General features: G+C 56.4%; 22 protein-coding genes. 15 read left to right on the forward strand and 7 right to left on the reverse strand.

The genetic code is table 11. The features are described from left to right. Positions 1-46 precede the first annotated feature (46 nt). The 11 genes from ndk to ACJTMZ_RS13575 all read left to right on the forward strand — a co-directional run bounded on the left by ndk (position 47) and on the right by ACJTMZ_RS13575 (position 12212). On the forward strand, positions 47-478 hold the full coding sequence (gene ndk / locus ACJTMZ_RS13525; protein ID WP_003860625.1) for a nucleoside-diphosphate kinase: 432 nt from the start codon (positions 47-49) through the stop codon (positions 476-478). Between the two features lie 147 nt (positions 479-625). Further along, positions 626-1792 carry a bifunctional tRNA (adenosine(37)-C2)-methyltransferase TrmG/ribosomal RNA large subunit methyltransferase RlmN gene (locus ACJTMZ_RS13530; protein ID WP_003860623.1) on the forward strand — a complete coding sequence of 389 codons (1167 nt, stop codon included), beginning with the start codon at positions 626-628 and terminating at the stop codon, positions 1790-1792. A 291-nt stretch (positions 1793-2083) separates the two neighbouring features. Next, positions 2084-3094: a cytoskeleton protein RodZ gene (gene rodZ / locus ACJTMZ_RS13535; RefSeq protein ID WP_252010734.1), complete on the forward strand. Its 1011-nt coding sequence runs from the start codon at positions 2084-2086 to the stop codon at positions 3092-3094. Between the two features lie 26 nt (positions 3095-3120). Beyond that, entirely contained in the window at positions 3121-4239 is a 1119-nt protein-coding gene (ispG, locus tag ACJTMZ_RS13540; protein ID WP_017383528.1) for a flavodoxin-dependent (E)-4-hydroxy-3-methylbut-2-enyl-diphosphate synthase, read from the forward strand. An 81-nt stretch (positions 4240-4320) separates the two neighbouring features. After that, positions 4321-5595, forward strand: a complete 1275-nt coding sequence (hisS, locus tag ACJTMZ_RS13545; protein WP_022649001.1) for a histidine--tRNA ligase — start codon at positions 4321-4323, stop codon at positions 5593-5595. Between the two features lie 13 nt (positions 5596-5608). Next, positions 5609-6229 (forward strand): YfgM family protein, encoded by a 621-nt coding sequence (locus ACJTMZ_RS13550; RefSeq protein ID WP_017383526.1) that lies wholly within the window; start codon positions 5609-5611, stop codon positions 6227-6229. A gap of 10 nt (positions 6230-6239) precedes the next feature. After that, a complete protein-coding gene (gene bamB / locus ACJTMZ_RS13555) occupies positions 6240-7418 on the forward strand; it encodes an outer membrane protein assembly factor BamB (protein ID WP_017383525.1) in 1179 nt (392 codons plus the stop codon). Positions 7419-7530: 112 nt separating this feature from the next. After that, positions 7531-9003, forward strand: a complete 1473-nt coding sequence (gene der, locus ACJTMZ_RS13560) for a ribosome biogenesis GTPase Der (RefSeq protein WP_022648998.1) — start codon at positions 7531-7533, stop codon at positions 9001-9003. Between the two features lie 299 nt (positions 9004-9302). After that, on the forward strand, positions 9303-10844 hold the full coding sequence (locus ACJTMZ_RS13565; RefSeq protein ID WP_015572174.1) for a peptide MFS transporter: 1542 nt from the start codon (positions 9303-9305) through the stop codon (positions 10842-10844). Positions 10845-10905: 61 nt separating this feature from the next. Beyond that, on the forward strand, positions 10906-11940 hold the full coding sequence (locus ACJTMZ_RS13570; protein WP_252010733.1) for a Gfo/Idh/MocA family oxidoreductase: 1035 nt from the start codon (positions 10906-10908) through the stop codon (positions 11938-11940). A 50-nt stretch (positions 11941-11990) separates the two neighbouring features. After that, positions 11991-12212, forward strand: a complete 222-nt coding sequence (locus ACJTMZ_RS13575; RefSeq protein ID WP_252010732.1) for a zinc-ribbon domain-containing protein — start codon at positions 11991-11993, stop codon at positions 12210-12212. Here the strand turns inward: ACJTMZ_RS13575 and ACJTMZ_RS13580 are convergent. Genes ACJTMZ_RS13580 through xseA form a run of 3 tightly spaced genes read right to left on the reverse strand, consistent with a single transcriptional unit; the run spans position 12209 to position 15011 of the window. Then, positions 12209-12559 carry a protealysin inhibitor emfourin gene (locus tag ACJTMZ_RS13580; RefSeq protein ID WP_006811517.1) on the reverse strand — a complete coding sequence of 117 codons (351 nt, stop codon included), beginning with the start codon at positions 12557-12559 and terminating at the stop codon, positions 12209-12211. The two genes, ACJTMZ_RS13575 and ACJTMZ_RS13580, sit on opposite strands and share 4 nt — an antisense overlap. After that, the gene (locus ACJTMZ_RS13585) at positions 12560-13579 is read right to left on the reverse strand and encodes a M4 family metallopeptidase (RefSeq protein WP_252010731.1); all 1020 of its coding nucleotides are present in this window, start codon (positions 13577-13579) and stop codon (positions 12560-12562) included. A 58-nt stretch (positions 13580-13637) separates the two neighbouring features. After that, complete coding sequence (xseA, locus tag ACJTMZ_RS13590; protein WP_032654466.1) at positions 13638-15011, reverse strand: exodeoxyribonuclease VII large subunit; 1374 nt, start codon at positions 15009-15011, stop codon at positions 13638-13640. 159 nt (positions 15012-15170) lie between these two features. Here xseA and guaB point away from each other — a divergent pair, with 159 nt between their 5' ends. After that, the gene (guaB, locus tag ACJTMZ_RS13595) at positions 15171-16637 is read left to right on the forward strand and encodes an IMP dehydrogenase (protein ID WP_003860601.1); all 1467 of its coding nucleotides are present in this window, start codon (positions 15171-15173) and stop codon (positions 16635-16637) included. A 67-nt stretch (positions 16638-16704) separates the two neighbouring features. Next, on the forward strand, positions 16705-18282 hold the full coding sequence (guaA, locus tag ACJTMZ_RS13600) for a glutamine-hydrolyzing GMP synthase (RefSeq protein WP_006811514.1): 1578 nt from the start codon (positions 16705-16707) through the stop codon (positions 18280-18282). Positions 18283-18383: 101 nt separating this feature from the next. Here guaA and ACJTMZ_RS13605 read toward each other — a convergent pair whose 3' ends face one another. After that, the gene (locus ACJTMZ_RS13605) at positions 18384-18737 is read right to left on the reverse strand and encodes a helix-turn-helix domain-containing protein (protein ID WP_015572178.1); all 354 of its coding nucleotides are present in this window, start codon (positions 18735-18737) and stop codon (positions 18384-18386) included. Positions 18738-19074: 337 nt separating this feature from the next. On the opposite strand from ACJTMZ_RS13605, the gene ACJTMZ_RS13610 reads away from it, so the two are divergent. Together ACJTMZ_RS13610 and oqxB are read left to right on the forward strand one after the other, a co-directional pair. Continuing rightward, on the forward strand, positions 19075-20250 hold the full coding sequence (locus ACJTMZ_RS13610) for an efflux RND transporter periplasmic adaptor subunit (protein WP_023295135.1): 1176 nt from the start codon (positions 19075-19077) through the stop codon (positions 20248-20250). 23 nt (positions 20251-20273) lie between these two features. Beyond that, positions 20274-23426: a multidrug efflux RND transporter permease subunit OqxB gene (gene oqxB, locus ACJTMZ_RS13615; protein WP_017692935.1), complete on the forward strand. Its 3153-nt coding sequence runs from the start codon at positions 20274-20276 to the stop codon at positions 23424-23426. Between the two features lie 66 nt (positions 23427-23492). On the opposite strand, the gene ACJTMZ_RS13620 is transcribed toward oqxB, so the two are convergent. The 3 genes from ACJTMZ_RS13620 to ACJTMZ_RS13630 form a co-directional block, all read right to left on the reverse strand. Beyond that, positions 23493-23972 carry an Rrf2 family transcriptional regulator gene (locus ACJTMZ_RS13620; protein ID WP_003860591.1) on the reverse strand — a complete coding sequence of 160 codons (480 nt, stop codon included), beginning with the start codon at positions 23970-23972 and terminating at the stop codon, positions 23493-23495. Between the two features lie 167 nt (positions 23973-24139). Beyond that, on the reverse strand, positions 24140-25528 hold the full coding sequence (locus ACJTMZ_RS13625) for a HAMP domain-containing sensor histidine kinase (protein ID WP_047636785.1): 1389 nt from the start codon (positions 25526-25528) through the stop codon (positions 24140-24142). Next, positions 25528-26205 (reverse strand): response regulator, encoded by a 678-nt coding sequence (locus ACJTMZ_RS13630; protein WP_047636787.1) that lies wholly within the window; start codon positions 26203-26205, stop codon positions 25528-25530. Before ACJTMZ_RS13630 ends, ACJTMZ_RS13625 begins: the two co-directional genes overlap by 1 nt. Positions 26206-26209: the final 4 nt, after the last annotated feature.

Below are 26209 nucleotides of genomic sequence, written 5' to 3' on the forward strand. Positions count from 1 at the left end.
ATACTCAGGTATGCAAAAACAACAGAACATTTTACAGAGGTTATCAATGGCTATTGAACGTACTTTTTCCATCATCAAACCAAACGCGGTGGCAAAAAACGTTATTGGCAGCATCTTCGCTCGCTTTGAATCAGCAGGGTTTAAGATCGTTGGCACCAAAATGCTGCACCTGACCGTTGAGCAGGCTCGCGGTTTTTACGCTGAGCACGAAGGTCGCCCATTCTTTGATGGTCTGGTCGAGTTCATGACCTCTGGCCCAATCGTGGTATCCGTACTGGAAGGTGAAAACGCGGTACAGCGTCACCGCGATCTGCTGGGTGCAACCAACCCGGACAACGCGCTGGCAGGTACTCTGCGCGCCGACTATGCAGACAGCTTCACCGAGAACGGCACCCACGGTTCCGACTCTGTTGAATCTGCTGCGCGCGAAATCGCGTTCTTCTTCGCTGAAGGCGAAGTGTGCCCGCGCACTCGCTAATAATTTCGTAAATGCCGCGTGCAAACGTGGCATCCCTGCGCCAGACTTTGTACAATGCAACGCCCCGGACGAGCAGACTGCTTACCGGGGCGTTTCTTTTCAACCCACCAAGGGCCACAACGTGTAACAACGAGGCCGGAAAAAATTATGTCTGAATTAGTGAATACCTCCGAAGTCGCCATTCCTGCGGTTCCCAATAAAAATGGAAAAATTAACCTGCTGGACCTGAACCGTCAGCAGATGCGCGAGTTCTTTAAAGAGATGGGCGAGAAGCCGTTTCGTGCCGATCAGGTCATGAAATGGATGTACCACTATTGCAGCGACAACTTTGATGACATGACGGACATCAACAAAGTGCTGCGCAATAAGCTTAAAGAAGTGGCGGAAATCCGCGCACCGGAAGTGGTGGAAGAGCAGCGCTCTTCAGATGGCACCATCAAGTGGGCCATTGCCGTTGGCGATCAGCGCGTTGAAACCGTGTATATCCCGGAAGACGATCGCGCTACGCTGTGCGTCTCTTCCCAGGTGGGCTGTGCGCTGGAGTGCAAATTCTGCTCTACGGCGCAGCAGGGCTTTAACCGTAACCTGCGCGTGTCGGAAATTATCGGCCAGGTCTGGCGTGCCGCGAAAATCGTGGGCGCGGCGAAAGTCACCGGTACACGTCCAATCACCAACGTGGTGATGATGGGGATGGGTGAACCGCTGCTCAACCTGACCAACGTCGTTCCGGCGATGGAAATCATGCTCGACGATTTCGGTTTTGGTCTGTCCAAGCGCCGCGTTACGCTCTCTACTTCCGGCGTTGTGCCTGCGCTGGACAAACTGGGCGACATGATTGATGTTGCGCTGGCCATCTCCCTTCACGCGCCAAACGACGCCATCCGTGACGAAATTGTGCCGATCAACAAAAAGTACAATATCGAAACCTTCCTGGCTGGCGTGCGCCGTTACCTGGAGAAATCCAACGCGAACCAGGGCCGCGTGACCATTGAATACGTGATGCTGGATCATGTTAACGACGGTACCGAACATGCACATGAGCTGGCTGAACTGCTGAAAGATACGCCATGTAAGATCAACCTGATCCCATGGAACCCGTTCCCGGGCGCGCCGTATGGCCGTAGCTCGAACAGCCGTATCGATCGCTTCTCAAAAGTGCTGATGGAGTATGGTTTCACCACCATCGTTCGTAAAACGCGTGGCGATGATATCGACGCAGCCTGTGGTCAGCTGGCGGGTGACGTTATTGACCGTACCAAACGTACGCTGCGTAAGCGCATGCAGGGTGAGTCAATCGCGGTCAAAACCGTTTGATTATTATGCAGACACGGCGCGTTTTTTGCGCCGTGAAGCATTAATTTACTGAATATTCAGTCACAATCATTATGACTGATTAATAATTACGGTGCGTTTCATACGACTTTCGGGCAGTATGTAACGACGTAACAACAGTTTAGCGTGAAGGCCTGCCAGCGCTGTCATCTGCGGCCCGACAGTCTTATACTGTTTGTTCCAGGTTAACTGACCTAAAGTTTCGCGGTGCGGGTGGCATTGTGACTCACCGGCACCTGAACCCTTATTTTCACGTACCAGTAGTTGTAGCGAATGAATACTGAAGCCACTCACGATCAAAATGCAGCACTCTCCACTGGCGTTCGTCTTCGCAACGCCCGTGAACAACTCGGACTCAGCCAGCAAGCCGTTGCAGAACGCCTGTGCCTGAAGGTTTCCACCGTTCGCGATATTGAAGAAGATAAGGCACCCGCCGATCTGGCTTCAACGTTTCTGCGCGGTTATATCCGTTCTTACGCCAAACTGGTTCATATCCCTGAAGACGAATTACTGCCGATGATGGAGAAGCAGGCGCCTGTGCGTGCGGCAAAAGTTGCGCCGATGCAGAGCTTCTCTCTGGGTAAACGTCGTAAAAAACGCGATGGCTGGCTGATGAGCTTTACCTGGCTGGTCCTGTTCGTGGTTGTCGGCCTGACGGGCGCATGGTGGTGGCAAAACCACAAAGCGCAGCAGGAAGAGATCACGACGATGGCCGATCAGTCCTCCGCTGAGCTCAATCAGTCTGGTAATAACGGCGCGCAAAGCGTGCCGCTGAGCACCGAAGGGGCTGCGACCTCCAGCGAACCTCAGGCGGCAGCAAGCAGCACGCCTGCAACCGAGCCAGCGACGACGCCAGAAGCGACGGCGAATACCGCACCAGCCACCCAGGCCCAGGATCAGAACGCGGTCGTATCACCTTCACAGGCCAATGTTGATACCGCCCCTGCGGCAACGGCACCGGCAGATAACACCGCGGCGTCACTGCCAACTGACCAGGCGGGTACGGCGGCACCTGCCGTTGACCCGAATGCGCTGGTGATGAATTTCACGGCGGATTGCTGGCTGGAAGTGACTGATGCGACAGGTAAAAAGCTGTTCAGCGGCCTGCAACGTAAAGATGGCACGTTAAATCTAACGGGCCAGGCACCTTACAAGCTTAAAATCGGCGCACCGGCAGCGGTACAGATCCAGTATCAAGGAAAACCTGTCGATCTGAGCCGCTTTATCAGAACTAACCAGGTTGCGCGTCTTACCGTTAATGCCGAACAATCAGCAGCACAGTAACAGACGGGCAATGCGGGAGATTTTACATGCATAACCAGGCTCCTATTCAACGTAGAAAATCGAAACGGATTTACGTTGGGAACGTGCCAGTCGGCGATGGGGCGCCTATCGCCGTCCAGTCGATGACCAATACTCGTACTACGGATGTAGAAGCGACGGTCAATCAAATCAAAGCATTAGAACGCGTAGGCGCGGACATTGTTCGCGTCTCTGTACCGACCATGGATGCCGCCGAGGCGTTCAAACTGATCAAGCAGCAGGTGAGCGTTCCGCTGGTTGCCGATATTCACTTCGATTACCGTATCGCGCTGAAAGTCGCTGAATATGGTGTCGATTGCCTGCGTATTAACCCAGGCAACATCGGCAACGAAGAGCGCATTCGCATGGTGGTTGACTGCGCCCGCGACAAAAACATTCCAATCCGTATCGGCGTGAACGCTGGCTCTCTGGAAAAAGATCTCCAGGAAAAGTACGGTGAGCCGACGCCGCAGGCGCTGCTCGAATCCGCAATGCGTCACGTCGATCATCTGGATCGCCTTAACTTCGATCAGTTTAAAGTGAGCGTGAAAGCGTCTGACGTCTTCCTGGCCGTTGAATCGTATCGTCTGCTGGCAAAACAGATCGATCAGCCGCTCCACCTTGGGATCACCGAGGCGGGCGGTCTGCGAAGCGGTTCGGTAAAATCGGCGATTGGTCTCGGCCTGCTGCTCTCTGAAGGCATCGGCGACACGTTACGCGTCTCCCTGGCCGCCGATCCGGTGGAAGAGATCAAAGTCGGTTTCGACATCCTGAAATCACTGCGTATCCGCGCGCGTGGGATCAACTTCATTGCCTGCCCAACCTGTTCACGTCAGGAGTTTGACGTTATCGGCACCGTGAATGCTCTGGAGCAGCGCCTGGAAGACATCATCACCCCAATGGACGTTTCCATCATCGGCTGCGTGGTGAACGGTCCGGGTGAAGCGCTGGTGTCCACGCTGGGCGTGACCGGCGGTAACAAGAAAAGTGGTCTCTATGAAGATGGCGTTCGTAAAGATCGTCTGGATAATAGTGATATGATCGACCAGCTCGAAGCCCGGATTCGCGCGAAAGCGACGATGATGGACGAAGCGAAGCGCATCAGCGTTCAGCAGGTTGAAAAATAACGTGATGGGAAGCAGGCTGCTTCCCATGTATGATTGAACCCATTCTTTGGGTTCTTTTTTGTATATAGAAAGAGAATAAACGTGGCAAAAAACATTCAAGCCATCCGCGGCATGAACGATTATCTGCCTGGCGAAACCGCCATCTGGCAGCGCATTGAAGGCACACTGAAGCAGGTGCTCGGCAGCTACGGTTACAGCGAAATTCGTTTGCCGATTGTAGAGCAGACCCCGTTATTCAAACGCGCGATCGGCGAAGTAACCGACGTGGTTGAAAAAGAGATGTACACCTTTGAGGACCGCAACGGCGACAGCCTGACCCTGCGTCCTGAGGGGACGGCGGGTTGCGTACGCGCCGGCATCGAACATGGTCTCCTGTACAATCAGGAGCAGCGCCTGTGGTATATCGGCCCGATGTTCCGCCACGAACGTCCGCAAAAAGGCCGCTACCGTCAGTTCAACCAGCTTGGCGTGGAGGTGTTTGGTCTGCAAGGACCAGATATCGATGCTGAACTGATTATGCTTACTGCCCGCTGGTGGCGTGCGCTCGGTATTTCTGAGCACGTTTCCCTGGAGCTGAACTCTATCGGTTCTCTGGAAGCGCGTGCGAACTATCGTGATGCGCTGGTGGCGTTCCTGGAACAGCACAAAGAGAAGCTCGACGAAGACTGTAAGCGTCGTATGTACAGCAACCCGCTGCGCGTACTCGATTCCAAAAATCCTGACGTACAGGCGCTGCTGAACGATGCGCCAGCGCTGGGTGACTACCTGGATGAGGATTCCCGCGAACACTTTGCCGGCCTGTGCAAGCTGCTTGAAGCGGCGGGCATTGCTTATACCGTTAACCAGCGTCTGGTGCGCGGTCTGGACTACTACAACCGCACCGTATTTGAGTGGGTCACCACCAGCCTCGGTTCGCAGGGCACCGTCTGTGCCGGCGGTCGTTATGATGGACTGGTCGAGCAACTGGGTGGTCGTGCAGCACCGGCTGTAGGCTTCGCGATGGGCCTTGAGCGACTTGTTTTGCTGGTTCAGGCAGTTAATCCGGAATTTAAAGCCGATCCTGTTGTCGATATATACCTGGTGGCCTCAGGTGCGGATACGCAGTCTGCGGCGATGCAGCTTGCCGAACGCGTGCGCGATGCGCTGCCGGACGTTAAGCTGATGACCAACCACGGCGGCGGCAACTTTAAAAAACAGTTTGCTCGTGCCGATAAGTGGGGCGCAAGTATCGCACTGGTGCTGGGTGAGTCCGAAGTGGCCAACGGCGAAGTGGTAGTCAAAGACCTGCGCTCTGGTGAGCAAACTACGGTAACGCAGGATGGCGTTGCGGCGCACTTGCGCACTCTATTGGGCTAAGGAGAAGTACTGCGTGGAAATTTACGAGAACGAACACGACCAGGTTGATGCGGTTAAGCGCTTCTTTGCTGAAAACGGCAAGGCACTGGTTGTAGGGGTTATTTTAGGTGTTGGTGCGCTGGTAGGCTGGCGTTACTGGAACAATCATCAGGCTGACTCTGCTCGCGGTTCGTCCCTGAACTACGAAAATACCGTTAGCGCAATCCGTGCCGATCAGCCGCAAACGTTGACGGCTGCGGAGAAATTTGCCGCTGACAACAAAAACACCTACGGCGCGCTGGCTGCGCTGGAAGTGGCTCAGCAGTATGTTGATAAAAACGAACTGGACAAAGCCGCTGCGCAACTGTCTCAGGGGCTTGCTGCTGCCAGTGACGAAAATCTGAAAGCGGTGATCAATCTGCGTCTGGCGCGTATCCAGGTTCAGCAGAAAAAAGCCGACGACGCGCTGAAAACGCTTGATACCATCAAAGGCGAAGGCTTTGCCGCTATTGTTGCCGATCTTCGCGGTGAAGCACTGCTGAGTAAGGGTGATAAAGCGGGCGCGCGTAAAGCGTGGCAAGCTGGCGTGGATAGTAAAGCTTCACCTGCGCTGAGCGAAATGATGCAGATGAAAATAAATAATTTGTCCGTCTGAGAGGGACCCAATGCAATTGCGTAAATTACTTCTGCCAGGACTGCTTTCTGTTACGTTATTGAGTGGTTGTTCACTGTTCAGTGGCGAAGAAGACGTTGTTAAAATGTCCCCGCTGCCGACGGTTGAAAACCAGTTCACCCCATCCACCGCCTGGGACACCTCCGTGGGTGATGGTATTGGCGATTTTTATTCCAACCTGCACCCGGCATTTGCTGACGGCGTTGTCTATGCGGCCGATCGCAAAGGCACCGTTAAAGCGCTGAACGCTGATGACGGAAAAGAAGTGTGGTCCATTAACCTGGCGGAAAAAGACGGCTGGTTCTCCCGTAAACCTGCACTGCTTTCTGGCGGCCTGACCGTTGCTGGCGGTCACGTGTATGTGGGCAGCGAAAAAGCGCAGGTTTACGCGCTGAATGCCAGCGACGGTTCGGTTGCATGGCAGACCACCGTTGCCGGTGAATCCTTGTCGCGTCCGGTTGTCAGCGACGGCCTGGTGCTGATCCATACCAGCAACGGCCAGTTGCAGGCGCTGAACGAAGCCGATGGTCTGGTAAAATGGACGGTTAACCTGGATATGCCAGCGCTGTCTCTGCGTGGCGAATCTGCTCCGGCGACCGCCTTTGGCGCCGCCATTGTGGGCGGTGACAACGGCCGTGTCAGCGCAGTACTGATGCAGCAGGGCCAGATGATCTGGCAGCAGCGTATTTCCCAGGCGACCGGTTCAACTGAAATCGACCGTCTGAGTGACGTGGACACCACGCCAGTTATCGTCGACGGTGTGGTTTACGCGCTGGCATACAACGGCAACCTGACGGCGCTGGACCTGCGTAGCGGCCAGATCATGTGGAAACGTGAGCTGGGTTCGGTGAACGATTTCATCGTCGACGGCAACCGTATTTATATGGTGGATCAGAACGACCGTCTGCTGGCGCTGAGCACCGAAGGTGGCGTGACGCTGTGGACGCAGAGCGATCTGCTGCACCGTCTGCTGACCGCACCGGCACTGTATAACGGCAGCCTGGTGGTGGGCGACAGCGAAGGCTATATGCACTGGATCGATCCAGAGAATGGTCGCTTCGTGGCACAGCAGAAAGTGGATAGCTCAGGCTTCCTGACGGAGCCCGTTGTGGCTGACGGCAAACTGCTGATTCAGGCAAAAGACGGCACGCTGTACGCGATCACGCGTTAATTACACGGCGGTTGTAGTATACTAAACGGCTCCTGTTCACTCAGGAGCCGTTTTGACATTTTTAAAAACGCTGCGAAAGCGACGTTATTTTGAATTTTATGAGGCTTCAAACATGGTACCTGTGGTCGCGCTTGTCGGGCGCCCTAACGTTGGAAAATCCACTCTTTTTAACCGTTTAACACGCACCCGTGATGCGCTGGTTGCGGATTTCCCGGGGCTGACGCGTGACCGTAAGTACGGTCGTGCAGAGGTGGAAGGACGCGAGTTCATCTGTATCGATACCGGGGGTATTGACGGTACGGAAGACGGCGTAGAAACCCGCATGGCAGAGCAATCTCTGCTGGCTATCGAAGAAGCGGATGTGGTTCTGTTTATGGTGGATGCTCGCGCTGGCCTGATGCCCGCGGATTCTGCTATCGCTAAACATCTGCGTTCACGCGAAAAGCCAACCTTCCTGGTGGCGAACAAAACTGACGGCATCGATGCCGATCAGGCTGTTGCGGATTTCTGGTCTTTAGGCCTGGGCGATATTTATCCTATCGCGGCCTCGCATGGTCGTGGCGTCACCAGCCTGCTGGAAACCGTTCTGCTGCCGTGGGTAGATGAAGTGAACCCGCCGGAAGAGGTGGACGAGGACGCTGAATACTGGGCGCAGTTTGAAGCCGGAGAGGAAGGCGAGGAAGAGCCGGAAGACGACTTCAACCCACAGGATCTGCCTATCAAGCTGGCTATCGTGGGTCGCCCAAACGTAGGTAAGTCTACGCTTACTAACCGTATTCTCGGTGAAGAGCGCGTGGTGGTTTACGACATGCCAGGCACAACGCGTGACAGCATTTACATTCCAATGCAGCGCGATGAACGTGAGTACGTACTTATCGACACCGCAGGGGTGCGTAAGCGTGGGAAAATCACCGATGTGGTAGAAAAATTCTCGGTGATCAAAACCCTTCAGGCGATTGAAGACGCCAACGTGGTGCTGCTGGTCATCGACGCACGTGAAGGTATCTCCGATCAGGATCTCTCTCTGCTCGGCTTTATCCTCAATAGTGGGCGCTCGCTGGTTATCGTCGTCAACAAGTGGGACGGTTTGAGCAATGAAGTGCGCGAGCAGGTGAAAGAGACGCTGGACTTCCGTCTGGGCTTTATCGACTTTGCCCGCGTTCACTTCATCTCTGCCCTGCACGGGAGTGGTGTTGGCAACCTGTTCGAATCCGTTCGTGAAGCCTATGACAGCTCTACCCGCCGTCAGAGCACGGCGATGCTGACCCGTATCATGAACATGGCTGCTGAAGACCACCAACCGCCGCTGGTGCGTGGTCGTCGCGTGAAGCTGAAATATGCTCACGCCGGGGGGTATAACCCGCCTATCGTGGTGATCCACGGTAACCAGGTGAAGGATCTGCCGGACTCCTACAAACGCTACCTGATGAACTACTTCCGCAAGTCGCTGGACGTGATGGGTACGCCTATCCGTATTCAGTTCAAGGAAGGGGAGAACCCGTTTGCGAATAAACGCAACACCCTGACGCCGAACCAGATGCGTAAGCGTAAGCGTTTGATTAAGCACATTAAGAAAAGCAAATAATTCTTACCGAACTCACTAAAACCCGCGCCTGTCGCGGGTTTTTTTCGCCCATTCAAAAGGCCTGCCTTCCCTGTGTGATGTCAATCACTATTCGCTTTTAACCATGTTTATATCTAAGAAAGTAGACAATCATCGAATTTTCGTCTTAAAGTCCAGGGTTCGGTACTAGACAAAACTAGCGCCTGGTTATCAAATGGTTAACCAACATTTCGCCGCATGTAAAAAATCGATCGGATACGTAACCGTTCGGCGTACATGCTGGTGTTTACAAGCACGACACATACCTTTTCGGGAGAATTATGCAATCCTCTGTTAATCAAAAAGAGAGCCGAACCTTCTTCGGCCACCCTTATCCGCTCGGTTCGCTGTTCTTCACCGAGATGTGGGAGCGTTTTTCGTTTTACGGTATTCGCCCGCTACTGATTCTGTTTATGGCCGCCACCGTCTATGACGGCGGGATGGGCCTGGCGCGTGAAAACGCCTCGGCGATTGTCGGCATCTTTGCCGGCACCATGTACCTCGCTGCGCTGCCGGGCGGCTGGCTGGCGGATAACTGGCTCGGCCAGCAGCGGGCCGTCTGGTACGGTTCGATTTTGATTGCGCTCGGGCACCTGTCGATCGCCCTGTCGGCCATCATGGGCGACAACCTGTTCTTCATCGGCCTGATGTTTATCGTGCTCGGCTCCGGCCTGTTCAAGACCTGTATCTCGGTCATGGTCGGCACCCTGTATAAAAAAGGCGATGCGCGTCGTGACGGCGGTTTCTCGCTGTTCTATATGGGCATCAACATGGGCTCGTTCATTGCCCCTCTGATTTCCGGCTGGCTGATTAAAACCCACGGCTGGCACTGGGGCTTTGGTATCGGTGGTATCGGGATGCTGGTCGCCCTGATTATCTTCCGCGTGTTTGCCGTTCCGGCCATGAAGCGCTACGACAGTGAAGTCGGTCTGGACTCCACCTGGAACAGTCCGGTAGTGAAACGTAACGGCGTGGGTGCCTGGCTGCTGGCGCTGGCTGTGGGTGTTGCAATCATCGTAACGTTGATTGCCCAGGGCGTGATTGTGATTAATCCGGTCGCGGTCGCCAGCGTGCTGGTGTATGTGATTGCCGCCTCCGTCGCGCTCTACTTCATCTATCTGTTCATCTTCGCCGGGCTGAACCGCAAAGAGCGGGCCAGACTGCTGGTGTGCTTTATTCTGCTGGTCTCCGCCGCGTTCTTCTGGTCCGCGTTCGAGCAGAAGCCAACCTCCTTCAACCTGTTCGCCAACGACTACACTAACCGCATGATCGGTGATTTTGAGATCCCGGCGGTGTGGTTCCAGTCGATTAATGCCCTGTTCATCATTCTGCTGGCCCCGGTATTTAGCTGGGCATGGCCGAAGCTTGCGAGCAAAAACATTCGTCCGAGCAGCATCACCAAGTTCGTGATCGGCATTCTGTGCGCGGCGGCGGGCTTTGGCCTGATGATGCTGGCGGCGCAGAACGTGCTGAGCAACGGTGGGGCAGGGGTTTCTCCGTTCTGGCTGGTGGGCAGTATCCTGATGCTGACGCTCGGGGAACTGTGCCTGAGTCCGATTGGTCTGGCGACCATGACCCTGCTGGCGCCGGAGAGAATGCGCGGCCAGATGATGGGCCTGTGGTTCTGCGCCAGTGCGCTGGGTAACCTGGCTGCGGGGCTGATTGGTGGTCACGTGAAGGCCGACCAGCTGGATATGCTGCCAGACCTCTTTGCCCGTTGCTCCATTGCGCTGCTGATTTGTGCTGCGGTGCTGATCGTCCTCATTGTTCCGGTGCGCCGCATGCTGGAAAATGCGCAGACTAAACCGGCCGCTAACGCCTGATAAACCTCGACCTTGCCGGGGTGGCGTTATGCCCCGGCAATTGACTTAACGAGGTAAGAACATGCTGTTAGGGTTTGTTGGGCTTGGTGCTGTGGTTGAAACGGCTTACTTACCGGCAATACGAAATCTTTTTCCTGATACTCCGCGCTGTTTAGGTTTTGATATTCACCCCGAGAAGCAGCCTGAAGGGGTCACACGTTGCGCGTCGCTCGGTGAACTTCTTTCCCACCCGCTGGATACCCTGTTTATCACCACTTCCTCCCTGTACCATCTCGAGGTACTTGAGCAGGCGCTGGCCTCACCCGCGTCGCGTATTGTGGTAGAAAAACCGATTGTCGCCACGCTGCCCCAAATTGAAAAACTGAAAGCGCTGCTGGCTCAACCGGGAGCCGCCGACCGCGTGCTGGCGCTCGATCACTGGATGGCGCGTCTCGATAGCGTAAAGCAATCACTGGTCGCTCATGTTTCTGACATCGTCAAAATCGAAGGTTTTTTGCAGGAGCCAAGCGGGTATAACGCCGAAGGAGAGCCCATTGCGCTCAACTTCGCCACCGGCGAGCCAGACGCGCGAACGCTTCGCCATCCAGATGGTGTGATTCTGGATATCGGTACGCACGTGCTGGCGATGCTGCGTGAAACGGTGCGTTACCTGGGCGGCAGTGACGATATGACGTTGCAGGTGGTGACAGCAAAAGACCGCCTGGGCCGCGAAATCGCAACGGGCGATCTGACCACGGCGGAAGGCGAGGCGCATTTGCAGGGAAGCATCAGCGGCGTGCCGGTGGACATCTGGCTTAACAAATACGCGGGACCTGCGGGCGGGCAAAAGGGATTACGCTTCTATTTGCGCGACGGGCGTATCGTCAGCCACGACCGACGCGGCGCAGAAGATGTGCTGGAGCTGATTAAGGGTAAAGAAATTCAGCGCTGGCATATTCCCGGTACGATCTACGAGCATTGCCTTGCGGAGCATATTCTGGGGGCAAAAAGTCTCTTTGAACGGGATCCGCACGAGGTGAGCCGCACGACGCGTCGCAGGATCGAGGAGGTGACGCTGCTGCTAACCTTACAGCAACAGTTGCGTGGCCCGCACTGAACGCGACGTGGTAAAATTATCGCAGACCTGAACGCTTTGAAGGAGTCACCATGACGATTACCTGCCCGGATTGCCTGGCACCGCTGGAGCCCCTGAACGGGGTAGCGCACTGCGAAAATTGTAATAAAGATATCGCGCTCGAGGCCCGCTGCCCGGAGTGTCATCAGCCACTCCAGGTACTAAAAGCCTGCGGTGCGGTGGACTATTTTTGCCAGAACGGCCACGGTCTTATCTCTAAAAAACGCGTGGAGTTTGTTCGGTCCGAAGGTTAATCGCACACGCAGCCTTCACCTTTCTGCCACAGTTCCACCAGCGACTCGGGTGCTTCCTGCTCGGGCACCAGCACGATGATATCGGCGTAGTGCGCCTGATTTTGGCCAGTCCAGATAATCTGGATGCGGAAATAGCGCTGGTCACCGCTGCCGGGGGAAGAGGCTTGCCCGGGCGGCTGGCCGCGCGGGAAAGCCTGCTCAAGAATGCTCACCAGGCGCTGGCGCTGGGCCTCATTAAGCGAGGAGAGCGCGATGGTGCGCTGGCCGCTCAGCTTAGGGATAAAAGCGACGCCGCCTTCCCGGGCCAGCTCAACCACGGCGTCATCCGTCAGTTCCGGAACCTGCATTTACAGCACTCCTACCTGTTCCCAGGCTTGTTTTATAGCCGCCCCAACGTCGCTACCGGAGCGTTTCTCGCCGTGCGCTATCGTCAGTTTTGCAAAGGCATCAAAATCCGCATCCTGCGCCAGGTTGCGATCGCAAACCGTGTCGTACCAGGCATAACCCGCTTTTTCCCAGGCGTAGCCACCAATCGCCGTTGCGGCCAGGTAAAACGCGCGGTTGGGGATGCCGGAGTTAAGATGCACGCCGCCGTTATCCTCGCGCGTTTTGATGAAATCTTTCATGTGCGCGGGCTGCGGGTCTTTGCCGAGGAGGGGATCGTCGTAGGCGGTGCCGGGTTCAGACATTGAGCGCAGCCCTTTGCCGTTAATCCCCGCTGCCAGCAGCCCTTCACCAATCAGCCAGTCTGCTTTATCGGCGGTTTGCTTCAGATGATACTGCTTCACCAGCGAGCCGAACACGTCTGATAAGGACTCGTTCAGCGCGCCCGACTGCTCAAAATAGAACAGTCCGGCTTCGGTCTCGGTCACGCCGTGGCTCAGCTCATGCGCCACCACGTCGATGGCAATGGTAAAGCGGTTGAAGATTTCCCCGTCGCCATCGCCAAAGACCATCTGCTGGCCGTTCCAGAAGGCGTTCTGATATTCCCGGCCATAGTGCACGGTGCCGGTGAGGATCAGTCCTTTGTTATCGAGCGAATTGCGCTGATATTCTTTCCAGAAGAAATCATGGGTGATACCCAGATAATCGTACGCTTCATCCACCGCCACATCGCCGTTGGAGGGCTGGCCTTCATAGCGCACCTGGGTACCCGGCAGCTCCTGGGTCTGTTTCGCATCGTAGATGTCACGCTCAAGCTGACCGGCTTTATTCACATGCGGCGCGGCGGGTTTGCCCGGCATATGGGCCATCAGCGTCTGGACGTGGGTCAAGGTCTGACGGGCGCAGCGCTGCTGCGGCTCAGAACCGCTTTCGATAATACGGCGAAGAATATACGGAGGGATGACGCTATGAAGATGGGGCATGCTGCTCTCCTTATTAAAAAAGGCAATAGCAGCAGTATAGTTTGTAACCGGCGAAGATTTATCCGCTTTTACGCTGGCGCGTTTTTTTCACCGGTTTGATCTCTTTCACCTCACTCTCGACCCAGCCGTCAGAAAGCCGGGTGGTGAGCACATCCCCGGCTTTAACCTGTTTCGTTTGTTTCAGCACTTTGCCGTCCGTCGCGGTGGTCACACTATAGCCGCGAGCCAGCGTGGAGAGCGGGCTGACGGCTTCCAGATGGGTGACCGCATTGCCGAAACGCTCGCGCGTGGTGCTCAGGCGTGAGCGGATATTTTCCGCGAGGCGGAACTCAAGCTGCTGGATACGCGTTTGTGCGCGATAAATCTTCGGCTGCGGGTTTTGCTGGTTCAGACGCTGCGTGACGCGCTGCTGGCGAGATACCGCCCGCTTAAGCTGGTTATCCAGCGCGAAGTTCATCCGCTGACGCAGACGTTCCAGCACGGTTTGCTGACGCGCCAGACGCAATTGCGGATGCTGCTGTTGCAGACGATGGTGAAGCTGGGTAAAGCGGCGGGTACGGTTGGCGAGGAAGTAGTCCATCGCCATCTCCAGGCGCTGCTGCCCGTTCTGGATCTGACGCAGCAGCTCCAGCTGGTTACGGCTGACTACCTCTGCCGCCGCGGACGGCGTGGGCGCGCGTAAATCCGCGACAAAATCCGCAATCGTTACATCCGTTTCGTGACCGACGGCACTTACCACCGGGATAAGGCTGGCAAAGATTGCCCGCGCCACGCGCTCGTCGTTAAAGCTCCAAAGGTCTTCCAGCGAGCCGCCGCCGCGCCCGACGATCAGGACATCACACTCCTGACGGGCATTTGCCAGTTCAATCGCGCGCACGATCTGCCCCGGCGCATCGTCACCCTGAACGGCAGTTGGGTAAATAATGACGGGCAGGGAAGGGTCACGGCGCTTCAGGACGTGCAAAATATCGTGCAGGGCCGCACCGGTTTTCGAGGTAATGACCCCAACGCAGTGAGCGGGTGAGGGCAGGGGCTTTTTAAACTGCTGGTCGAACAATCCCTCAGCCGAAAGCATGGCTTTGAGCTGCTCGTACTTCTGTTGCAGCAAGCCTTCTCCCGCGGGCTGCATGCTCTCGACGATAATCTGATAATCGCCGCGCGGCTCATACAGGGTAATGTTGGCGCGAACCAGAACCTGCTGTCCATGCTGAGGACGGAACGTCACGCGACGGTTGCTGTTGCGGAACATCGCGCAGCGTACCTGAGCGGTGTCGTCTTTCAGCGTAAAGTACCAGTGACCGGAAGCAGGCTGCGTGAAGTTAGAGATTTCACCGCTGATCCAGACCTGTCCCATTTCCTGCTCAAGCAGCAAACGTACCGTCTGATTAAGGCGGCTGACAGTATAAATTGAGGGGGATTGAGAGGATAACATGTGAGCGGGATCAAATTCTAAATCAGCAAGTTATTCAGTCGATAGTAACCTGCTGAGAGGTGAGCGCAAGCATTTTTTTCAAAAAAGTGTGGATGCAATCGGTTACGCTCTGTATAATGCCACGGCAATATTTAACCACCCAGGTCAGAGATATTGCCCATGCTACGTATCGCTAAAGAAGCACTGACGTTTGACGACGTCCTCCTCGTTCCCGCTCACTCCACCGTTCTGCCGAATACTGCCGACCTCAGCACGCAGTTGACGAAAACCATTCGTCTGAACATCCCTATGCTCTCCGCAGCAATGGACACCGTGACTGAAGCGCGTCTGGCTATCGCCCTGGCACAGGAAGGCGGCATTGGCTTTATCCACAAAAACATGTCTATCGAGCGTCAGGCGGAAGAAGTTCGCCGCGTGAAGAAGCATGAATCCGGTATCGTGTCCGATCCTCAGACCGTTCTGCCAACCACCACGCTGCACGAAGTGAAAGCCCTGACCGAGCGTAACGGCTTTGCAGGCTATCCGGTAGTCACTGAAGACAACGAACTGGTGGGTATCATTACCGGTCGTGACGTGCGTTTCGTGACTGACCTGAACCAGCCTGTTAGCGTCTACATGACGCCAAAAGAGCGTCTGGTGACCGTGCGTGAAGGCGAAACCCGCGACGTGGTGCTGGCGAAAATGCACGAAAAACGCGTTGAGAAAGCGCTGGTTGTGGACGCGAACTTCCACCTGCGCGGCATGATCACCGTTAAAGATTTCCAGAAAGCAGAACGTAAACCGAACGCCTGTAAAGACGAGCATGGCCGTCTGCGCGTCGGCGCTGCGGTTGGCGCAGGTGCGGGTAACGAAGAGCGCGTTGACGCGCTGGTTGCTGCGGGCGTTGACGTGCTGCTGATTGACTCCTCCCACGGCCACTCCGAAGGCGTTCTGCAACGTATTCGTGAAACCCGTGCTAAATACCCGGATCTCCAGATCATCGGCGGTAACGTGGCAACCGGCGCAGGCGCTCGCGCGCTGGCGGAAGCGGGTTGCAGCGCGGTGAAAGTGGGTATCGGCCCTGGTTCTATCTGTACCACCCGTATCGTCACCGGCGTAGGCGTGCCGCAGATCACGGCGGTTTCTGACGCGGTTGAAGCGCTGGAAGGTACCGGTATTCCGGTAATCGCGGACGGCGGTATCCGTTTCTCTGGCGACATCGCCAAAGCGATCGCCGCAGGTGCCGCAGCCGTGATGGTGGGCTCTATGCTGGCCGGTACCGAAGAATCCCCGGGTGAAATCGAACTCTACCAGGGTCGTTCTTATAAATCCTACCGCGGTATGGGCTCCCTGGGCGCGATGTCTAAAGGTTCCTCTGACCGTTACTTCCAGACCGATAACGCCGCAGACAAACTGGTGCCGGAAGGTATCGAAGGCCGTGTGGCGTATAAAGGCCGACTGAAAGAGATCATTCACCAGCAGATGGGCGGCCTGCGCTCCTGTATGGGTCTGACCGGCTGTGGTACCATTGACCTGCTGCGTACCAAAGCGGAATTCGTACGCATCAGCGGTGCGGGTATCCAGGAGAGCCACGTTCACGACGTGACGATCACCAAAGAGTCCCCGAACTACCGTCTGGGCTCCTGATAAATTTCCGCGCCCGGCTCAATGCCGGGCGCTTTGTTTTGTTTCACTTGCCTCGGAATTAGCGTCAATGACGGAAAACATTCATAAACATCGCATTCTCATCCTGGACTTTGGTTCTCAGTACACTCAGCTGGTGGCGCGCCGCGTGCGTGAGCTGGGCGTTTACTGTGAGCTGTGGGCGTGGGATGTCACGGAAGCACAGATTCGCGAGTTCAATCCAAGCGGCATCATCCTGTCCGGCGGCCCGGAAAGCACCACCGAAGAGAACAGCCCGCGTGCGCCGCAGTACGTGTTCGAAGCGGGCGTACCGGTGTTCGGCGTTTGCTACGGCATGCAGACCATGGCGATGCAGCTGGGCGGCCACGTAGAAGGCTCTAACGAGCGTGAGTTCGGCTACGCACAGGTTGAAGTCGTCACCGACAGCGCGCTGGTGCGCGGTATCGAAGACTCCCTGACCGCAGACGGCAAACCGCTGCTGGACGTGTGGATGAGCCACGGCGACAAAGTCACCGCTATCCCGTCTGACTTCGTGACCGTTGCCAGCACTGAAAGCTGCCCGTTCGCCATCATGGCGAACGAAGAAAAACGTTTCTACGGCGTGCAGTTCCACCCGGAAGTGACCCACACCCGTCAGGGTATGCGCATGCTGGAGCGCTTCGTGCGTGACATCTGCCAGTGTGAAGCCCTGTGGACCCCGGCAAAAATCATCGACGATGCCGTGGAGCGTATCCGCCAGCAGGTTGGTGATGACAAAGTGATCCTCGGCCTCTCCGGCGGTGTGGACTCCTCCGTGACCGCGATGCTGCTGCACCGCGCCATCGGCAAAAACCTGACCTGCGTCTTCGTGGACAATGGTCTGCTGCGTCTGAACGAAGCCCAGCAGGTAATGGACATGTTCGGTGACCACTTCGGTCTGAACATCGTTCACGTGGAAGGCGAGCAGCGCTTCCTGGACGCGCTGAAAGGCGAGAACGATCCGGAAGCGAAACGTAAAATCATCGGTCGCGTGTTCGTGGAAGTGTTCGACGAAGAAGCGCTGAAGCTGGAAGATGTGAAATGGCTGGCGCAGGGCACCATCTACCCTGACGTGATCGAGTCTGCGGCCTCAGCCACCGGTAAAGCGCACGTCATCAAATCTCACCACAACGTGGGCGGCCTGCCGAAAGAGATGAAGATGGGCCTGGTTGAACCGCTGCGTGAGCTGTTCAAAGACGAAGTGCGTAAGATCGGCCTGGAGCTGGGTCTGCCGTACGACATGCTCTACCGTCACCCGTTCCCGGGCCCGGGTCTCGGCGTGCGCGTGCTGGGCGAAGTGAAGAAAGAGTACTGCGACCTGCTGCGTCGCGCGGACGCGATCTTCATCGAAGAGCTGCACAAAGCTGACCTGTACAATAAAGTGAGCCAGGCGTTCACCGTGTTCCTGCCGGTTCGCTCTGTCGGCGTGATGGGCGATGGCCGTAAGTACGACTGGGTTGTTTCCCTGCGTGCGGTGGAAACCATCGACTTCATGACCGCGCACTGGGCGCACCTGCCGTATGACTTCTTAGGCCGCGTGTCTAACCGCATCATCAACGAAGTGAACGGCATTTCCCGCGTGGTGTATGACATCAGCGGCAAGCCACCGGCGACGATCGAGTGGGAGTAAGCCCATAACCTTTCCTGCGAAGTTATAAGCAGGTAAGACTGATAAAACCCTCTGTTTACAGAGGGTTTTTCTTTTTGGCCGATATCCGGCCCGGCGGTGAACTACTGGCTCATCTGCCGCGATTCACGGCAGCCGATACTGCGTCGCCATGCGCCGGGTGCCTGACCATACTGACGCTTAAAGCTGCGGTTGAAGGACTGCTGAGAGTCAAAGCCCAGCGCGATCGCCACGTTCAGAATCGGTTCATCGCTGTGGGCCAGGCGCTCAACCGATTTTTGCAGCTTTTGCGCGCGAATATATTCGGCGAGAGGGGAGCCGGTATGTTCTTTGAAAAGCCGCTGGAGGTGCCATTTCGAATAGCCGGCTCGCCTGGAGACGGTTTCAATGTCCAGACGGCTATCGAGGTTGTTGTCGATCCAGTCGAGTAAATCGTGAATGAATGCACCCGTGTTCATTTTGCTTCCCCCTACGCCACGCATTAAAAAGCATCTTTGTTTGTTGCACTTAAAGGTGACCCGTTTTTACATTAATTGCAAGTTTTATTGTTGCATTTAAATCCCTTCTCAAAACGCGTGATTTATCTTCGCCGCAAATAGCACATAAAGTGCAACAATTATTCTTGCACTTAATTAAGCGCCTTCCTACAATCGCCGCGATAGTGTATTCGCAACTGTTACAGTTTTGTGGCGATGAACGACACAAATGGCCTTCAGCCAGCTACCGGACAAAGGAAGTGGCGCGGCGCCTCCCGCTGCGTCTTGCCCGGCGGCTACAATAACCGGAATAAAAATAATGAGCCTGCAAAAAACCTGGGGTAACTTTCATCTGAGCGCGATGGGGGTGGTTTTACTCTCCGCGCTTCTCGTCGGGTGCGATGACAGCGTCGCGCAAAATGCCGCGCCGCAAGCGCCCGTTGTCAGCGCTGCTGACGTGGTGGTGAAATCCATTAGCCAGTGGGACAGCTTTAACGGTCGCATTGAAGCGGTGGAAAGCGTTCAGCTGCGTCCGCGCGTCTCCGGCTACATTGAGAAAGTGAATTACACCGACGGCCAGGAGGTGAAAAAAGGCGAGGTGCTGTTCACGATTGATGACCGAACCTATCGCGCCGCGCTGGAACAGGCGCAGGCGAACCTGGCGAGAGCCAAAACGCAGGCCAGTCTGGCGCGAAGCGAGGCTAACCGTACCGATAAATTAGTCAATACCAACGTGGTGTCCCGCGAAGAGTGGGAGCAGCGCCGTTCCGCCGCTACCCAGGCGCAGGCCGATATTCGCGCCGCGCAGGCGGCGGTAGACGCTGCGCAACTTAACCTCGACTTCACCAAAGTGACCGCGCCTATCGACGGTCGCGCCAGCCGGGCGCTGATCACCAGCGGTAACCTGGTGACGGCGGGCGACAGCGCCAGCGTGCTCACCACCCTGGTCTCGCAGAAAACGGTTTATGTCTACTTCGACGTGGACGAGTCAACCTACCTTCACTATCAGAACCTGGCCCGCAGCGGGCAGCGGGTGTCCGGCGATCATGCGGCGCTGCCGGTGGAGATTGGCCTGACGGGCGAGGAGGGCTATCCCCATCAGGGCAAAGTGGATTTCCTGGATAACCAGCTCACACCGGGTACCGGAACGATCCGCATGCGCGCGCTGCTGGATAACTCACAGCGTCAGTTCACGCCTGGACTCTTTGCCCGCGTGCGTCTGCCGGGCAGTGCGGAATTTAAAGCCACGCTTGTTGACGATAAGGCGGTGCTGACCGATCAGGATCGTAAATATGTCTATATCGTGGATAAAGACGGGAAAGCGCAGCGCCGCGACATTACGCCCGGGCGTCTGGCCGACGGTTTACGTATCGTACAGCAGGGGCTGAATCCCGGGGATAAAGTCATCGTCGATGGTTTACAAAAAGTGTTTATGCCGGGTATGCCGGTTAACGCGAAAACCGTTGCCATGACCGCCAGCGCCGCCCTCAACTGATCCCTTACCTGAGAATCCAATCCATGGACTTTTCCCGTTTTTTCATCGACAGGCCGATTTTTGCCGCCGTACTGTCGATTCTGATTTTTATCACAGGATTAATCGCCATCCCGCTGCTGCCGGTGAGCGAATACCCTGACGTCGTGCCGCCAAGCGTGCAGGTGCGCGCCGAGTACCCGGGCGCCAACCCGAAAGTGATTGCCGAGACCGTGGCGACGCCGCTGGAAGAGGCGATCAACGGCGTTGAGAACATGATGTACATGAAATCCGTCGCGGGCTCCGACGGCGTGCTGGTGACTACCGTCACCTTCCGTCCGGGCACCGACCCGGATCAGGCGCAGGTTCAGGTGCAAAACCGCGTCGCGCAGGCCGAAGCGCGTCTGCCGGAAGACGTGCGGCGTCTGGGCATCACGACTCAGAAACAGTCGCCAACGCTGACGCTGGTGGTGCATCTGTTTTCGCCTGGCGGTAAGTACGATTCACTGTATATGCGTAACTACGCCACGCTGAAGGTGAAGGACGAGCTGGCGCGTCTGCCCGGCGTGGGGCAGATTCAGATTTTCGGCTCGGGTGAATACGCGATGCGCGTCTGGCTGGACCCGAACAAGGTCGCGGCCCGCGGGCTGACCGCTTCGGACGTGGTCACGGCGATGCAGGAGCAGAACGTGCAGGTGTCCGCCGGGCAGCTTGGCGCCGAGCCGCTGCCGAAAGAGAGCGATTTCCTGATCTCCATTAACGCCCAGGGCCGCCTGCATACCGAAGACGAGTTCGGCAACATTGTCCTGAAAACCACGCAGGATGGTACGGTCGTCCGACTGCGCGACGTGGCGCGTGTCGAGATGGGGTCCGGCAGCTACGCGCTGCGCTCCCAGTTGAACAATAAAGACGCGGTCGGGATTGGTATCTTCCAGTCGCCGGGGGCAAACGCCATCGATCTGTCTAACGCGGTACGCGCCAAAATGGACGAACTGTCCACACGATTCCCGGACGATATGAAATGGGCGGCGCCTTACGACCCGACGGTGTTTGTACGCGACTCGATCCGCGCTGTGGTGCAAACGCTGCTGGAAGCGGTGGTGCTGGTCGTGCTGGTGGTGATCCTGTTCCTGCAAACCTGGCGCGCGTCGATAATCCCGCTGATTGCGGTGCCGGTATCGGTAGTGGGCACGTTCAGTATTCTCTACCTGCTGGGCTTTTCGCTGAATACCCTGAGCCTGTTCGGGCTGGTGCTGGCGATTGGTATCGTGGTGGACGATGCCATCGTGGTGGTGGAAAACGTCGAACGAAATATCGAAGAGGGGCTCGCCCCACTTGCGGCAGCGCATCAGGCGATGCGTGAAGTGTCCGGACCGATTATTGCCATTGCGCTGGTGCTGTGTGCGGTATTCGTTCCGATGGCGTTCCTCTCCGGCGTGACCGGTCAGTTCTACAAGCAGTTTGCGGTAACGATAGCCATTTCCACGGTGATCTCCGCGATCAACTCGCTGACGCTCTCGCCAGCGCTGGCCGCGCTGCTGTTGAAGCCGCATGGCGCCCCGAAAGATTTCCCGACCCGGCTTATCGATCGTCTGTTCGGCTGGATTTTCCGTCCGTTTAACCGCTTTTTCCACCGCAGCTCGACTGGCTATCAGGGGCTGGTGGGCAAAACGCTCGGCCGACGCGGGGCAGTGTTCGTGGTTTATTTGCTGCTGCTTTGCGCTGCGGGCGTGATGTTTAAAGCCGTTCCCGGCGGGTTTATTCCGACGCAGGATAAGCTGTACCTGATCGGCGGCGTGAAAATGCCGGAAGGCTCGTCGCTGGCGCGCACCGATGCGGTGATCCGCAAAATGAGCGAAATCGGGATGAATACCGAAGGCGTGGATTATGCGGTCGCGTTTCCTGGCCTGAATGCGCTCCAGTTCACCAATACGCCGAACACCGGGACGGTCTTCTTTGGCCTGAAGCCTTTCGACCAGCGTAAACATACTGCGGCGGAAATAAACGCGGAGATCAACGCGAAAATCGCGCAAATCCAGCAGGGCTTTGGCTTCTCGATTCTGCCGCCGCCGATTTTAGGTCTGGGCCAGGGATCGGGCTATTCGCTGTACATACAGGATCGTGCTGGTCTGGGCTATGGCGCGCTGCAAAACGCGGTGAACACCATGTCCGGGGCGATTATGCAGACGCCGGGGATGCATTTCCCTATCTCAACCTACCAGGCAAACGTTCCGCAGCTGGATGTACAGGTTGACCGTGATAAGGCGAAAGCGCAGGGCGTGTCGCTCACCGATCTCTTCGGGACGCTGCAAACCTATCTGGGCTCGTCTTATGTGAATGACTTCAACCAGTTCGGTCGCACCTGGCGCGTAATGGCACAGGCCGACGGGCAGTTCCGCGACAGCGTGGAAGATATCGCGAATTTACGCACCCGTAATAGTCAGGGTGAAATGGTGCCGATTGGCAGTATGGTGAAAATCACGACCACCTACGGTCCGGACCCGGTGATCCGCTACAACGGCTACCCGGCGGCGGATCTGATTGGCGATGCTGACCCGCGCGTGCTCTCTTCCGCGCAGGCGATGACGCAACTGGACGGTATGTCTAAGCAGATCCTGCCGAACGGGATGAATATTGAATGGACGGACCTGAGCTTCCAGCAGGCCACCCAGGGCAACACGGCGCTGATCGTCTTCCCGGTCGCGGTGCTGCTGGCGTTCCTGGTGCTGGCGGCGCTGTATGAAAGCTGGACGCTGCCGCTGGCGGTGATCCTCATCGTGCCGATGACGATGCTCTCCGCGCTGTTCGGCGTCTGGCTGACCGGGGGCGATAACAACGTCTTCGTGCAGGTAGGGCTGGTGGTACTGATGGGGCTGGCCTGTAAAAACGCGATTCTTATAGTGGAGTTTGCCCGCGAGCTGGAAATTCAGGGCAAAGGCATTATGGAGGCCGCGCTGGAAGCGTGCCGCCTACGTTTACGCCCGATTGTAATGACCTCTATCGCCTTTATTGCCGGGACCATTCCACTGATCCTTGGTCACGGGGCAGGGGCAGAAGTGCGCGGCGTCACCGGGATCACCGTGTTCGCCGGGATGCTGGGTGTGACGCTGTTTGGTCTGTTCCTGACGCCGGTCTTTTACGTGACGCTGCGTAAGTTCGTGACGCGCGGTAAAGCGGAAAGAGAGGTGTTGCCTGCGTAGGACGTAGCAGATAGCAAAAAGCCGCCTTCACAATGAAGGCGGCTTTTTTTTCGCAGTCTGTCAGGATTAGGGCGCTTTTTTATGCTGTGTGCAGAGTTCCGGCACCGGATCGCACCCGCTGGTATCGGCTTTTTTCACCTCTTCCAGCGCGCTGGCGACGGTATGGCGCGCTAAAACCGCTAACGAAGCCTGCTCCGCTTCATCAGCGATTGATTTGAAGTACCAGCAGGCGTTGGCGCTGACCACGCAGCGGGCCGGGACGTCAGGACGGGACGCCCACAGCTTTTTATCTTCAGTGACGGAAAGGTAGATATCACGCAGGGTAATCTCTTCCGCCGGGCGGCCAAGGTGAATAGAGCCGTTGCGGCCAAGCGTGGAGACGATAATGCCGTCGCGGGCGAGAGGAACCATTAATTTGCGGATAAAGCTCGGATTCGCTTCCAGGCCGTAAGCCAGGATTGCACTCGTCGAACGTTCACCCGATTGCTCCGCCATCGCTACGCTGAGAACCATCTGCAAAGCTGTCGGGAAGCGGTAATCTAACATTTTTCTGTCCTGGGTTGCGGTGAATCTTGTTCTTTTTGGCACCGCAGAGGTGAATAATCAGTAAGTAACAATATAACAAATACGGTAATTTTATTGAAGCAATCTGCGGCATACGTGAAGTAACGCTGCGCTGACACATGTCAGGACGTGTAGCGCCGCGTTTACGTTCATGCGAACGCCGGATTCGGGAAATCAACGGTCACCATAAGACCGCCTTCGGCTGACTTACTCAGATTGACCCTGCCGTTGTGTTGCTGCGTAACGGCTTTAACGATAGCAAGCCCCAGTCCACTCCCGCTTTGGGTCTGATTAGGATCGCGGAAGAACCTGTCGAACACACGCTCCCGCAATTCAACCGGAATGCCGGGACCCGCGTCTGAGACGCGCAGCTGAGCGGACTTATCACGCGATTGCAGTTGTACCTCAATGCGTCCACCCTCAGGGCTGTACTTCACGGCATTCTCAATTAAATTGTCGATCAGCGATACCAGACGTTCCCGAATGCCTGTGATATGGATTTCATCATCGGCGATGAATTCAAACTCAATTCTGCGCCCGGACGCCAGCGGTTCCAGGGCAGCCATTCGCTCCTGAATAAGCGTCGTCAGCGGCACAGGCGACATCACCGTGCTGATGTGCGCTTCGCTGTGCATCATCAGCAGAAGCTGATTGACGAGACGCGCAGCACGGCTATTGCTGCGAACAATGCCCGCAAGCAGCTCCTGCTGGCTTTCGCTGATGACCCAGGACTGCAACGCCTCGACGTTGATCCGCATCGCGGCCAGAGGCGTACGCAGTTCGTGTGCGGCATCGGCAATAAACATTCTTTCCCTTTCGGCGCTTTCCCGCACCCTGGCCAGAAAGTCATTAATCGCGTCGACCGTCTGGCGAAGCTCCCTGTGTCTGGGGACGGCTTTTAAAGGCGAGAGATCGTCCGGCGTGCGCAATGAAATTTCATTCACCACCTTGTTCCAGGGGCGCATCGCGATGCGGATGGACAGCCACGCGGGGAACAGAAGAAAAGGGATGCATATCATCAGCGGCATGACGTAGTAGCCGCGCGAGTTCAGATAGATAAAGAAATTCCAGCTACCGGCAGGGGTAAAAAGGGTGACTTCCACGTCGGAGTGCGCGGATTTGAGGGTACGGCTCGTCCATGTATGGTCCTCACTCTGGACATGCTGCATGACCCCCAGACGGCTATTTTTTACCCCCGTCGGCGCACCATCCGAAGAAAAAATAATCTCGTTATTCTTGCGAACAATGAGATTGATGGACAGCTCCGGATCTTCGCCGCCGCCATACCCCTCCCGCAGCGCCTTGCTGAACGCTGCCAGCACGGCATCACGCGCCTGCGGGCGATCGTCCATACTCTCCACCAGGGAAAAAACGGTTTCATAAGTCTCACTGCCCGTCAGTATGGGAGGGCTACGCAGGTCTTCCAGCAAAATGAAGGTTAAAAAGAGACACCAGAGCAACGTAAGCAGCAGCATCTGGGCGACCAGCATTCGCCTGACCAGCGTGGGAAGCCGGAGGTGGTGCCAAAAATTACGCATCAACCTGCTGCCTTCTGAACGGGTACGGTATCGATGACATACCCAACGCCTCTTACCGTTCGCACAAAGCCATCGCCGATTTTTCGCCGCAGGTTACCCATATGCACGTCAAGCGCGTTGCTGAGGTTTTCTTTCGTGCCAAATATCCTTTCTTCCAGATACCGTCGCGTAAGCACGCGATCGGCGCGCAGCATTAACGTTTCAAGCAGCGCATATTCGCTTGCCGTCAGCTCAACGTGGCGTGCGCTCACCGTTACGCGACGCGTCGGAATATGAAGCGACAAACCGCGAATTTCTATTGCCTCATTTTCAAAACCGTAACTGCGCCGCGCAAGGGCTCTCACGCGCGCCAGCAGTTCGGCGAGAACAAAAGGTTTGACCAGATAATCGTCTGCACCTGCATCCAGCCCGCACAGGCGGTCCTGTAGCGTGCCTCGCGCCGTCAGGATGATGACGGGGACGCCCTTAAGCTGTTGACGCAGGCGCGTCATCAGGCTCATGCCATCGCCATCGGGCAGCCCCAGGTCGAGCAAAATAAGTTCCGGCACGCAGATCCCAAGCTTATGCAGCGCATCCTCTTTGCGGCGTACCCATATAACATCAAACCCTTGATCTGCAAGGGCGATACGCACGCCATTGCCGAGATCCAGGTCGTCTTCAATTAGTAGAATTTTCACATTG

The sequence above is a fragment of the Enterobacter sp. DN genome (assembly GCF_046054285.1).
Classification (GTDB): domain Bacteria; phylum Pseudomonadota; class Gammaproteobacteria; order Enterobacterales; family Enterobacteriaceae; genus Enterobacter; species Enterobacter hormaechei_C.